General features: G+C 66.7%; 10 protein-coding genes. 8 read left to right on the forward strand and 2 right to left on the reverse strand.

Going from position 1 to position 12,254, the window contains the following annotated elements:
* The first annotated feature begins 6 nt into the window (after positions 1–6).
* The 8 genes from rfbA to ACIPV5_RS08550 all read left to right on the forward strand — a co-directional run bounded on the left by rfbA (position 7) and on the right by ACIPV5_RS08550 (position 10,376).
* Positions 7–876, forward strand: a complete 870-nt coding sequence (rfbA, locus tag ACIPV5_RS08515; RefSeq protein ID WP_053095633.1) for a glucose-1-phosphate thymidylyltransferase RfbA — start codon at positions 7–9, stop codon at positions 874–876.
* Positions 876–1,874 (forward strand): dTDP-glucose 4,6-dehydratase, encoded by a 999-nt coding sequence (rfbB, locus tag ACIPV5_RS08520; RefSeq protein ID WP_053095634.1) that lies wholly within the window; start codon positions 876–878, stop codon positions 1,872–1,874. The genes rfbA and rfbB overlap by 1 nt, the downstream gene beginning before the upstream one ends.
* 4 nt (positions 1,875–1,878) lie before the next feature.
* On the forward strand, positions 1,879–3,294 hold the full coding sequence (gene rfbD, locus ACIPV5_RS08525) for a dTDP-4-dehydrorhamnose reductase (protein WP_400340731.1): 1,416 nt from the start codon (positions 1,879–1,881) through the stop codon (positions 3,292–3,294).
* Positions 3,291–5,435, forward strand: coding sequence for an acyltransferase family protein (locus ACIPV5_RS08530; protein ID WP_400340732.1), 2,145 nt, complete (start codon positions 3,291–3,293; stop codon positions 5,433–5,435). The genes rfbD and ACIPV5_RS08530 overlap by 4 nt, the downstream gene beginning before the upstream one ends.
* 67 nt (positions 5,436–5,502) lie before the next feature.
* A complete protein-coding gene (locus ACIPV5_RS08535) occupies positions 5,503–7,581 on the forward strand; it encodes an acyltransferase family protein (protein WP_400340734.1) in 2,079 nt (692 codons plus the stop codon).
* Between the two features lie 92 nt (positions 7,582–7,673).
* Positions 7,674–8,810, forward strand: a complete 1,137-nt coding sequence (gene glf / locus ACIPV5_RS08540; protein ID WP_072591042.1) for a UDP-galactopyranose mutase — start codon at positions 7,674–7,676, stop codon at positions 8,808–8,810.
* Positions 8,811–8,820: 10 nt separating this feature from the next.
* Entirely contained in the window at positions 8,821–9,642 is an 822-nt protein-coding gene (locus ACIPV5_RS08545; protein WP_400340736.1) for an ABC transporter permease, read from the forward strand.
* The gene (locus ACIPV5_RS08550; RefSeq protein WP_053095640.1) at positions 9,639–10,376 is read left to right on the forward strand and encodes an ABC transporter ATP-binding protein; all 738 of its coding nucleotides are present in this window, start codon (positions 9,639–9,641) and stop codon (positions 10,374–10,376) included. Before ACIPV5_RS08545 ends, ACIPV5_RS08550 begins: the two co-directional genes overlap by 4 nt.
* A gap of 25 nt (positions 10,377–10,401) precedes the next feature.
* Here the strand turns inward: ACIPV5_RS08550 and ACIPV5_RS08555 are convergent, their stop codons facing one another.
* Both ACIPV5_RS08555 and ACIPV5_RS08560 read right to left on the reverse strand, forming a co-directional pair.
* Positions 10,402–11,244, reverse strand: coding sequence for a cytidylyltransferase domain-containing protein (locus ACIPV5_RS08555; protein ID WP_400340738.1), 843 nt, complete (start codon positions 11,242–11,244; stop codon positions 10,402–10,404).
* Entirely contained in the window at positions 11,130–12,254 is a 1,125-nt protein-coding gene (locus ACIPV5_RS08560) for a DegT/DnrJ/EryC1/StrS aminotransferase family protein (RefSeq protein WP_056278194.1), read from the reverse strand. The genes ACIPV5_RS08555 and ACIPV5_RS08560 overlap by 115 nt, the downstream gene beginning before the upstream one ends.

The raw sequence follows: 12,254 nt of genomic DNA on the forward strand, positions 1-12,254 counted from the left end.
ATGGGGGTGAAAGGCATAATTCTCGCTGGTGGCTCAGGAACCCGACTGCATCCGATCACGATCGGCATCTCCAAGCAGCTGATACCCGTGTACGACAAGCCGATGGTCTACTACCCGCTGTCGACGCTGATGCTGGCGGGGATCCGGGACATCCTGATCATCACCACGCCTCACGACGCCGAGCAGTTCGAGCGTCTTCTCGGTGACGGCTCGCAGTTCGGGGTCAATCTCACGTTCGCGCAGCAGCCGTCGCCGGACGGCCTCGCACAGGCCTTCGTGATCGGAGCCGACTTCATCGGCGACGACAAGGTCGCCCTCGTGCTCGGTGACAACCTGCTCTACGGCCCGGGGCTCGGAACGCAGCTCAAGCGCTACACCGATGTCGAGGGCGGCGCCGTGTTCGCCTACTGGGTGGCGGAGCCCAACGCCTACGGAGTGGTCGAGTTCGATGCCGACGGTCGTGCCGTCTCGCTCGAGGAGAAGCCCGAGCACCCCAAGAGCAACTACGCCGTACCCGGACTCTATTTCTACGACAACGACGTCGTCGAGATCGCTCGCGCCCTCGAGCCCAGCGCTCGCGGCGAGTACGAGATCACCGACATCAACCGCGCCTATCTCGAACGAGGCGCGCTCCAGGTGGAGGTGCTCCCGCGCGGAACAGCGTGGCTCGACACCGGGACCTTCGACCAGATGTCGGATGCCGGCGACTACGTGCGCACCATGGAGCGCCGCACGGGTCTGCGCATCGGCGTCCCCGAGGAGGTCGCCTGGCGTCAGGGCTTCCTCACCGACGATGACCTGCGCGAGCGGGCCACGAAGCTCGTGAAGTCCGGATACGGCACCTACCTGCTCGAGACCCTGGAAAGAGGTCGTTGATGTCGAACATCCTCGTCACCGGAGGCGCCGGTTTCATCGGCTCGAACTTCGTCCACTACGCGGTGGAGAACACCGATCACACCGTCACGGTGCTCGACGCGCTGACCTATGCCGGAAACCGGGCGTCGCTCGAGGGGCTCCCCGAGAACCGGGTGCGATTCGTGCACGGTGACATCACCGATGCCGAGCTCGTCGACGGGCTCACCGCAGAAGCGGACGCCGTGGTGCACTACGCGGCGGAGTCGCACAACGACAACTCGCTGCACAGTCCTCGTCCCTTCCTGGACACGAACATCATCGGCACGTACACGCTGCTGGAAGCGGCGCGTCGGCACGAGACGCGGTTCCACCACATCTCGACCGACGAGGTGTACGGCGACCTCGAGCTCGACGACCCCGAGCGGTTCACCGAGCAGACGCCGTACAACCCCTCGTCGCCGTACTCGTCGACGAAGGCCGGCAGCGACCTGCTCGTGCGCGCGTGGGTCCGCTCGTTCGGCGTCCAGGCGACGATCTCGAACTGCTCCAACAACTACGGCCCCTACCAGCACGTCGAGAAGTTCATCCCTCGGCAGATCACCAATGTCATCCGCGGTATCCGGCCGAAGCTCTACGGCGCCGGGGAGAACGTCCGGGACTGGATCCACGCGAACGATCACTCGTCCGCCGTGCTCACGATCCTGGAGAAGGGTCGGATCGGCGAGACCTATCTGATCGGCGCCGACGGAGAGCGGAACAACAAGGACGTCGTCGAGCTCATCCTCGAGGAGATGGGCCAGCCGCGAGACGCGTACGACCACGTCACGGACCGCGCAGGCCACGATCTGCGGTACGCGATCGATTCCACCAAGCTGCGCACCGAGCTGGGCTGGAAGCCGGAGTTCGCCGACTTCGAGTCCGGACTCGCCGCGACCATCGCCTGGTACCGCGACAACGAATCGTGGTGGGCGCCGTCCAAGGACCAGACCGAGGCGTTCTACGCGTCGAAGGGACAGTGACCCGGTGAGCGAGATCGACTTCGGAAAGCCTCTGAGTCGCACCGAGACGACGATTCCCGGGCTCGAGATCTTCGATCTGCCCGTGCACGGCGACTCGCGCGGATGGTTCAAGGAGAACTGGCAGCGCGAGAAGATGACCGCACTGGGCCTCGCCGATTTCGGTCCGGTGCAGAACAACGTCTCCTTCAACGACGCCGTCGGCACGACCCGAGGGATCCACGCCGAGCCGTGGGACAAGTGGGTGTCGATCGCGACCGGTCGGATCTTCGGGGCCTGGGTCGACCTGCGAGAAGGCCCGACATTCGGAGCGGTCTTCACGGCGGAGCTGGATCCCTCGAAGGCGATCTTCGTGCCTCGCGGCGTCGGCAACTCCTACCAGACCCTCGAGCCTGACACCGCGTACACCTACCTCGTGAACGATCACTGGTCGCCGGACGCCTCGTACTCGTTCCTGAATCTCGCTGACGAGACCGTCGCGATCGAGTGGCCCATCCCGCTCGCCGAGGCCGAGGTGTCTGCGAAGGACCTCGCACACCCGCGTCTCGCGGATGTCGAGCCGGTCGCCCCGAAGAAGACCCTCGTCATCGGCTCGGGCGGGCAGCTGGGAACCGCGCTGCGAGCCGAGTTCGAAGGCGTCGGCAGCGTCGAATGGACGACGCGAGCGGATTTCGATCTCGGATCGACGACTCTGACCGACGCGCGACGGTGGCGCGACTACGACACGATCATCAACGCCGCCGCGTACACGGCCGTGGATCGTGCGGAGACGCCCGAGGGCAGGCGGGATGCGTGGGCGGTCAACGCCGCCGGACCGGCAGCTCTCGCTCGCATCGCTGCGGAGCACGGCATCACCCTCGTGCATGTGTCGAGTGACTACGTCTTCGACGGAACCGCCGAGCGACCGTACACGGAGGACGACGTCGTGTGTCCACTCGGCGTCTACGGCCAGTCGAAGGCGGCGGGCGATCTCGCCGTCTCCACAGCCCCTCGTCACTACATCGTCCGCACCTCGTGGGTGATCGGGAGTGGTGGGAACTTCGTGCGCACCATGGCGTCGCTGGCCGCGAAGGGAGTCGACCCGAAGGTCGTCGACGACCAGCGGGGGAGACTCACGTTCGCTGAAGAGATCGCGCGCCTCATCCGCACCCTCGTCGAGACCCGCCCGCCGTTCGGCGTCTACAACCTGACGTCCGAGGGCGAGAGCGTCACCTGGGCCGACATCGCCCGCCGTGTGTTCGAACTCGTCGGCGAGGATCCGGCGCGGGTCACGGGTGTGTCGACTGACGCGTACTTCGCCGCGGCGACGTCGCCCGTCGCCCCGCGCCCCACGAACAGCGTCCTCGACCTGACCCGGGTGCAGAGCATCGGCTTCACCCCTCGCGTGGGAGACGAGCTCCTCAGGGAGTATCTCGGGTCGTGAGCGTGTCGTTGCGGAGCGCAGACGCTCCGACCGCGGCGCCGAAGGCGCGGGTGTTCCGAACCGACATCCAAGCACTTCGCGCCGTGGCCATCGGCCTGGTGGTGCTCAATCACCTCTGGCCGATGCGCCTGCCCGGCGGCTACGTCGGAGTCGATGTGTTCTTCGTGATCTCCGGCTTCCTCATCACGGGGCACCTGGTGGGCGAGATGACACGGACCGGGGGAGTGCGCCTCGGTGCGTTCTACGCCCGACGGATCCGGCGCCTGCTTCCGGCGGCGCTGCTCGTCCTCGCGGTGTCGCTCGTGCTTCTCGTGCTGTTCCTTCCCTACCCTCGCTGGGAGCGGGGCGCCTGGGAGGTCGCAGCGAGCGCGGGGTACGTCGAGAACTGGTTCCTGGCATCGATGTCGGTCAACTACTCGGCGCTCAATGATGCGGCGAGCGTGGTCCAGCACTATTGGTCGCTCTCGGTCGAAGAGCAGTTCTACATCGTCTGGCCCGTGCTGCTGGTGGCCGCGCTGGCCGTGTCGCGGCGCACCGGACGACCGGACACGCGACGCGGAGTGAGAGCGCGGACGGCCACGGCGCTGATCGCGGTCGTCGCGCTGGTGGGGGTCGCCTCCTTCGTCGCCAGCGTCGTCTACACGACCATGGCTCCGCCTCAGGCGTACTTCGCGACGTTCACGCGCGGGTGGGAATTCGCGATCGGCGGGGCGGTCGCGCTGCTCGGCAGTCGAATCCCGCTCGGACTCGCCGCGGCCGACATCGTCAGCCTGCTCGGGTTCGGCCTCATCGTCGTCGCCGCCTTCGCCTATGATCATGCGACTTCTTTCCCCGGGTACGCCGCACTGCTGCCGGTTCTCGGCACCGCAGCGGTGATCCTCGCCGGAAACTCGCACGCCGCTCTCTGGCATGCGAAGGTGACCGCACTGAGACCTGTGCAGTGGATCGGCGGAATCTCGTACTCGCTCTATCTCTGGCACTGGCCGCTCATCGTCGTCGCCCCGTTCGTCATCGGTGGCGAAGCGAGCACTCTCTCGAAGATCGCGGTTCTGGCCATCTCGCTGGTGTTGGCCGTGCTCACGAAGAGGTTCGTCGAAGACGCCGGACAGACCTGGGGATATTGGCGCGGCTCCTCGCGCCGCGCGTTCGGGCTCATGGTCACGGGGATGCTCGTCATCGCGGCGCTCGTGGCGGCGGTCCTTGCCGCATATGCGGCGAGGGTCGAGGCGGACAGCCCACCGGACGACCTCGCCGCGTCGACGTGCGAAGGGCCTTCGGCGCTCGCACCGGGGGCCGAGTGCGACGACCCTTTCGGGGCTGCGGACTATTCGGTGATGACCAAGAAGAACGAGTACTTCTACACGCCTGCGGAGTGCGGCGAGTTCCTGCCGATTCTCACGTATGGGGACCTCAAGACCACCCACGAGTGCGATTTCTCGCGAGGCGAAGAGGATCCGACGAGGGTGTGGCTCATCGGGGACTCCCATGCGCAGCAGTGGCAGGGAGCTGTGTTCGACATCGCAGAGGAGCACGGCTGGATCGTCGACACGAGTTTCTACGGCGGGTGTCCCGCAGCCGACGTCGAGTTCATCGGGTTCCGCAGCGCGTGGGGTGCCGCCGACGTCGAGAGGTGCCGCGAGTGGTCGAGCGACCTCGCCGACACCGTCGCCGAAGAGGATCCGGACCTCGTCATCACCGCGATGGCGTCGCGGCTCCAGCTGGTGGACGACGGCAGCGACCGGCCGCAGGTCGATCAGATGTCGGACGGACTGCTCGATTACTGGACGCGGTGGAGCGAGGAGGGGATCAAGGTGCTCGCGCTGGCGGATCCTCCGTTCAACGCTGAGGTCAGAAGCCCCGACTGCGTGCTGCACAATGCCGAGGACCCGAAGTCCTGCGCGCGCCCTCGAGCCGAGGCACACCCGGTCGACCCGGTGGTCGTGGCGGGCGCTCAGGCAGAGTCACCGTCGATCAGCGTGCTGGATCTGACCGACCGATTCTGCGACGCGACATCGTGCTACGCCGTGGTCGGCGGCATCCCCGTCTACTACGACGCGGATCATCTCAATCTCGAATACGCCAGACTGCTGGGAACCGAGATCGACGCGGCGGCCGAGCGACTGCTCGCAACGGGCGGATAGGCTGGCAGAGGCAGACGGTCGACCCGAGACGACTGCGGCGACACCCCTCGCCGATACGCCGCCCCTCATGAAAACGACGCACCCGACACCGCTTCCTCCGACCGCGCCTGTCGCCGGGGATCCGCTCACCCGCCGCGCGGACATCGACGGTCTGCGCGCGCTCGCCATCCTGCTGGTCGTGGCGTACCACGTGTGGCTGGGGCGCGTCTCGGGCGGCGTCGACGTGTTCCTGATGGTCTCCGCCTTCTTCCTCACCGCGTCGTTCGTGCGACGAGTCGGGTCGGAGCGTCCGCTCGCGCTCGCGTCCTTCTGGTTGCGCCGCTTCCAGCGGCTGCTGCCCGCCGCGGCCGTGACGATCGTCGGCGTCCTCGGCGTCGCGTTCGCGGCGTATCCGCAGACCGAGTGGCCGCGCGTCTGGCGTGAGGCCTGGTCGAGTCTCTTCTACGTCGAGAACTGGACGCTGGCCCTGTCGGAGGTCGACTACTACGCTCGCGACTCCGTGACCCCGAGTCCGTTCCAGCACTTCTGGTCGCTGTCGGTCCAAGGACAGGTCTTCATCCTGTGGCCGCTCATCATCGCCGCGGTCTGGCTGATCCTCCGTCGTCGGCGCCACCTCGTCATCCCCGCACTCGCCGTCGTCTTCGGGACGATCTTCGTCGCCTCGCTCGCATTCTCGGTCGTCGAGACGATGCGCGCCCAGTCCTTCGCCTATTTCGACACCCGCACGCGACTGTGGGAGTTCGCGGCCGGCTCGCTCGTCGCGATCGCTCTCCCGCATGTCCGCGTCCGACCGTCGATCGCCGCACTCCTCGGTTGGGTCGGGATCGTCGGCATCGTCATGTGCGGAATCGTGCTCGACGTGCAGGGCGGATTCCCCGGGTATCTCGCTCTGTGGCCGGTGATCTGCACGGCGCTCGTCATCGTCGCCGGGCGCGACCGCCCGCGTGGCGGCCCCGCGATGATCCTCGAGTCGGCGCCGCTGCGATTCGTCTCCCATGACGCGTACGCGCTCTACCTCGTCCACTGGCCGGTCCTCGTGACCTGGATGATGGTGAGCGGCAGGTCCGAGCCGGGATGGCTGGCCGGCGCCGGTATCGTCCTGGTCTCGTTCGTGCTGGCGCGGATCGTGTCGACGCTCGTGGAGCGCCCGATCCGCGACGCCGCGTTCTTCGATGGCTCCCGTCGTCTCGGCGTCCTCGCACTCGCGGCCTCGGTCCTGCTGGTCGCCGCACCCCTCGCCGCCTGGCAGCTCACGATCCAGCATCGTGCGGCGGCGCTGATGGACAGCGACAGCGGCGGGTATCCGGGTGCCGCCCAGATCGACTCGCCGATCGATCTCGCCGTCACCGACCTCCCGCTGATGCCGCCGGCCACGGCGCTCGATGACGAGTGGGTGGACCTGAACGGCAGCTGCGCGGGAGACCTCGAACCTGTGGAGCCTGCGCTGGCAGGCAGCTGCGCCCAGACCGCGGCAGCGGAGGACTCCGACGCCTGGCGAGTGCTCGTGATGGGGGATTCGCACGCACAGCAGCTCATGTCGCCTCTCGCCGTTCTCGCCGATCAGCAGGGATGGGGCCTCGTTGCCCTGCTGAAGGGAGGGTGCGCCATCGGCATCGGAGCTCCGACCTGGTCGGCGGCGGGTACACCCTGCGACGAGTGGCGCGCCGCGGCGATCGAGTATGCGATGAGGGTCCAGCCGGATGCGGTCTACCTGGTCGCGACCCGGGCGACGCCCTCGTCTCCCGAGGTTCTCGTCGAGGGGATCCGCGAGATCGCGGAGGAGCTCACGGCGAACGGCATCCAGGTGATCGCCGTGCGCGACAATCCTCGCTTCGATTTCGACATGTACGAGTGCGTGTCGGAGGATTCGGAGGTCGTTCCGGGTGCCGACGCCGCATCGTGCGACGTGCCCGAACTCGCCTTCGTCGACGGAGAGGATTTCGACGATCTCACGGCGGCTGACGGGGTGATCGCGGTGGACTTCCGACCCTGGCTGTGTCCTGAGGGCGTGTGCAGGGGCTCGATCGGCAACGTCGCCGTCTACATCGACGACAATCACCTCTCCGACTCGTATGGGCGCACGCTCGCCCCGATGCTCCAGCAGATGCTGGACGTCGGAGGGCGTGTCGGCACCGAGGCGGGCTGACAGGCAGCGCCGAGTGCGCTGCAGGTAGAGTTGTCTGCTGTGTGCCGCGCGACGCCGTGCGGATGTCAGCCTTGTGGGCAGAAAGCAGCAACATGGATCTTCTTGTCGTCGGGTCGGGCTTCTTCGGCCTCACCATCGCAGAACGCGCCGCCGATGCAGGCCGCAAGGTGACGGTCATCGATCGTCGCCACCACATCGGCGGGAACGCCTACAGCGAGGCCGAGCCCGAGACGGGCATCGAGGTCCACCGCTACGGCGCGCATCTGTTCCACACCTCCAACGCCACGGTGTGGGAGTATGTCAACCGTTTCACGAGCTTCACGAACTACGTGCACCGCGTGTACACGACGCACAAGGGCACCGTGTTCCCGATGCCGGTCAACCTCGGCACGATCAACCAGTTCTTCCAGTCGGCCTACACGCCCGACCAGGCACGGGCCCTCGTGCGCGAGCAGGCGGGGGAGTTCGACGTCAAGACGGCGTCCAACTTCGAGGAGAAGGGCATCGCGCTCGTCGGCCGCCCCCTGTTCGAGGCGTTCTTCCGCGACTACACCGCGAAGCAGTGGCAGACGGATCCGCAGAAGCTGTCCGGCGACATCATCAGCCGCCTGCCTGTGCGATACACCTACGACAACCGCTACTTCAACGACACGTGGGAGGGGCTGCCGACGGACGGCTACACCGCGTGGATCGAGCGGATGGCCGATCACCCCAACATCGAGGTGAAGCTGAACGTCGACTTCTTCGATGAGGCTCAGCCCCTGAACAAGAAGGCGACGGTCGGACAGCTGCCCATCGTCTACACGGGCCCCGTGGACCGCTACTTCGACTACACGGCGGGTGCCCTCAGCTGGCGCACGCTCGACTTCGAGCAGGAGGTGCTGAACATCGGCGACTTCCAGGGCACCAGCGTGATGAACTACCCCGACATGGACGTGCCGTACACGCGCATCCACGAGTTCAAGCATTTCCACCCGGAGCGTAAGGACGTCTACGAGTCGGACAAGACGGTCATCATGCGGGAGTTCTCTCGCTTCGCGAACCGCGAGGACGAGCCGTACTACCCGGTGAACACCCCGACGGACCGTGACGGCCTGCTCGCCTATCGCGAGCTCACGAGGGGCGAGAAGGACGTGCACTTCGGCGGACGCCTCGGCACGTACCAGTACCTCGACATGCACATGGCCATCGGCTCGGCGCTGTCGCTGTGGAACAACTCGCTCTCGTAGACTCGACACCGTGAGTCACGCTGCTGTCGGGGCGCCCGGGACGCCCCGGCGCTATCTGCATTCTCTGTGGTTGTTGTCGGCCAGAGACCTCAAGGTGCGGTACTCGACGAGCCTGCTCGGCTATCTGTGGTCGGTGCTCGATCCGCTCGTCATGAGCGTGATCTACTGGTTCGTCTTCACGCAGATCTTCAACCGCGACGTCGGCGAGGACCCGTACATCGTGTTCCTCATCAGCGCTCTGCTGCCCTGGGTGTGGTTCAACACGTCGGTCACGGACTTCACGCGCGCGTTCAAGAAGGATGCGCGGCTCGTACGATCCACCGCGATCCCGCGCTCGATCTGGGTCAACCGCATCGTGTTGAGCAAGGGAATCGAGTTCCTCTTCTCGCTGCCTGTGCTCGCTGCCTTCGTGATCATCAACCTGCTGGTCGAGCAGGATCCGGCGCACACGGTGCAGGTGGGCTGGGGAGTCCTCTGGGTGCCGGTCGCGATCTTCCTGCAGACCGTCCTGCTCGTGGGCCTGGGGCTTCTGGTCGCCCCGCTCTGCGTCCTCTTCGTCGACCTGGAGCGCACGACCGCGTTGGTTCTGCGCGCCATGTTCTATGCGACTCCGATCATCTACAACGTCACCGACCTCCCCGGCATCTTCCAGACGCTCGGTGCATTCAATCCTCTCGCCGGGATCTTCATGCTCTATCGGATGCCGTTCTTCCCCGACCAGTGGAACCCCTTCACTCTGCTGGTCAGCGTGGGCATGACCCTCGTCATTCTGGCGCTCGGCGTATGGACCTTCCGGTCCTTCGAGCGCACCGTTCTGAAGGAGCTGGGATGACCGTCGCGATCGAGGCCAACGGGCTGGGCGTTCGGTTCCGCCGCAATCGCCGTGGGCGCCAGAACTTCAAAGACCTGTTCGCCCCTGCGGCGCGGCGGTCGCGCTCGGGTGAGTTCTGGGCACTGCGTGACGTCTCGTTCACGGTGCAGCAGGGGGAGTCGATCGGCGTCGTCGGGCGCAACGGCCAGGGCAAGTCCACGCTGCTCCGTCTCGTCGCGAACGTGCTGCTCCCCGACGAAGGGGCGGTGACCGTGCACGGTGGAGTCGCCCCGCTGATCGAGATCACGGGCGGCTTCGTGGGAGATCTGACCGTGCGGGAGAATGTCGCCTTGATGGCGGGTCTGCACGGAATGCCGCGCGACGCTGTCGCGCTGCGCTACGACGACATGATCGCCTTCGCCGAGCTGGCGGGATTCGAGGACACTCCCTACAAGCACCTGTCCAACGGCATGAAGGTGCGCCTGGCGTTCTCGGTCGTGTCCCAGCTCGACGAGCCGATCCTGCTCGTTGACGAGGTTCTCGCCGTTGGAGACAAGGCGTTCAAAGACAAGTGCTACAAGCGCATCGACGAGCTCCTCGCCGAAGGGCGCACGCTCTTCTTCGTCAGCCACAACGAGCGGGACCTCCGTCGCTTCTGCACCCGAGGTCTGTATCTCGACAAGGGCACGCTCGCCCTGGACGGGCCGATCACCGACGTCCTCGACCGGTACAACGCCGACTACAACCGCGGCTGAGCGGGATTCGCCGGCGATCTCCCGGTCATTCGCCGAGCTTCTTCTGTTCGACGTGCGCGTTGACCGCGGCCAGGTCGGGATGCGCGTCGAGCACCGCCACGATCCCGGTCGCGTCCAGCGACGCGGCACCGTGCTCCTCGATCAGCCTGCGGATGACCGTCAGGTCCTCCGGAGTGTCCAGCGTCACCCGATAGTGCGAGGCATCGACGTCCTGCGTGATCGAGTGGATGTTCGCCCGCGGTGACCCGCCCGCGTAGAGATAAGGGGTGACGTGCTCGCGCTCCGCAGGCTCGGTGGCGTTCCGGTCGGCGTCGGCGAGAGCGGCCGCGGAGAACACCTCGAAGTCGAAGCCTCGCGGGTACGTGCGCTGGAGGACGTTGGAGACATGAGCATGAGGATCGTCCAGCGCGATGAATCGACGGACGCCTTCGAGGACCACGGCGGGATCGATCAGCGGGCAGTCCGACGTCACTCGGACGACGACATCCAACTCGGCGGAGGAAGCCGCCCCCGAGAACCGACTCAGCACATCGGTCTCGCTGCCGCGGAACACGTCGATGCCGCGTGCGTGCCCCAGGGCCGCGAGAGGGTCGTCTGCGGCGTTCGTGGTGGTGGCGAGCACGATCGGCAGATCGGCGGCGGCGAGCCTGTCGAGGTGGTGGTCGAGCATGGAGCGGCCGCCGGCCGGGATCAGCACCTTCCCCGGAAGACGGGTGCTGGTCATCCGCGCCTGCGTGATGATCCCGATCCGCGTCAACGCAGAGCCCTGAGGAGCGACTCGACGACCTGGTCGACCTGGTCGTCGGTGAGCTCGGGGTGGATGGGGAGCGAGAGCTCCTCGGCGTAGAAGGCCTCCGCGTTCGGGCACATTCCGCGGCGATAACCGGCGTCCGCGTACACGGGGTGCCAGTACACGGGCATGTAGTTGACCTGCACCCCGATGCCGTCCGCGCGCATCCGGTCGAAGACCGTCCGACGGCGTCCGTCGAGGATGCGCACCGGATAGAGATGCCGGATCAGCTCGACGTCGTCACGCTGGATCGGAGTACGGACCCCGTCGACGCCTGCGAGAGCCGCGTCGTAGCGCCGCGTGATCTCCGCGCGTCGCCGCCTGAACGAGTCGAGCCGCGCCAGCTGGGCGATCCCGAGTGCACAGGCGATGTCGTCGAGGCGATAGTTGAACCCGAACTCGTGGACTTCCTGATGCCACGCGCCTTCCGTCGTCATCGCGAAGCGATCGGCATCCCGCACCAGCCCGATGAAGTGGAACTCATGGGCGCGCTGGGCGATCTTCGGATCCTTGGCGACGAGCGCACCGCCCTCGCCGGTCGTGAGGTTCTTCGTCGGGAAGAACGAGAACGTCGTCAGGTCCGCGAGATCGCCGACCGGCCGACCCCGGTACGTGCTGCCGATCGAATGGGCGGCGTCGTCGAGGACGAGCGCGTCCACACGCGCCGCGATCTCTGTCAGTCTGTCGTAGTCGGCGGGGTGTCCCGCATAGTCCACGGCGGCGATCACCTTGGTGCGTTCATCGACGAGGGCGTCGACCGCGTCCGGGTCGATGAGCGCTGTGTCCTCCTCGACGTCTGCGAAGACGATGTCGGCCCCGAGGACCGACGCCATCGAGGTCGTGGCGATGAAGGTCATCGGAGTCGAGATCACGGTGTCTCCGTGCGTGACCCCCGCAGCCGCGTACGCCATGTGCAGCGCCGCCGTGCCCGAGGTCGCGGTGACCGCCCGGTGCCCGCCGGCGATCTCGCCGAGTCGCGCTTCGAACGCGGCCACTGCCGGGCCGGTCGTGAGCCAGTCGCCACGGAGCACCTCGACGACGGCCTGGATGTCCTCCTCGGAGATCGACTGCCGTCCGTAGGGCAGCAT

Source organism: Microbacterium sp. NPDC090014 (genome assembly GCF_044748285.1).
In the GTDB taxonomy this organism is placed as follows: domain Bacteria; phylum Actinomycetota; class Actinomycetes; order Actinomycetales; family Microbacteriaceae; genus Microbacterium.

What these genes read in the sequence shown, in the direction of transcription:
- ACIPV5_RS08535 (WP_400340734.1), top strand. Translation starts at nt 5,503, where the DNA reads ATGAAAACGACGCACCCGACACCGCTTCCTCCGACCGCGCCTGTCGCC.
- ACIPV5_RS08560 (WP_056278194.1), bottom strand. Translation starts at nt 12,254, where the DNA reads ATGCTGCCCTACGGACGGCAGTCGATCTCCGAGGAGGACATCCAGGCC.
- rfbB (WP_053095634.1), top strand. Translation starts at nt 876, where the DNA reads ATGTCGAACATCCTCGTCACCGGAGGCGCCGGTTTCATCGGCTCGAAC.
- ACIPV5_RS08550 (WP_053095640.1), top strand. Translation starts at nt 9,639, where the DNA reads ATGACCGTCGCGATCGAGGCCAACGGGCTGGGCGTTCGGTTCCGCCGC.
- glf (WP_072591042.1), top strand. Translation starts at nt 7,674, where the DNA reads ATGGATCTTCTTGTCGTCGGGTCGGGCTTCTTCGGCCTCACCATCGCA.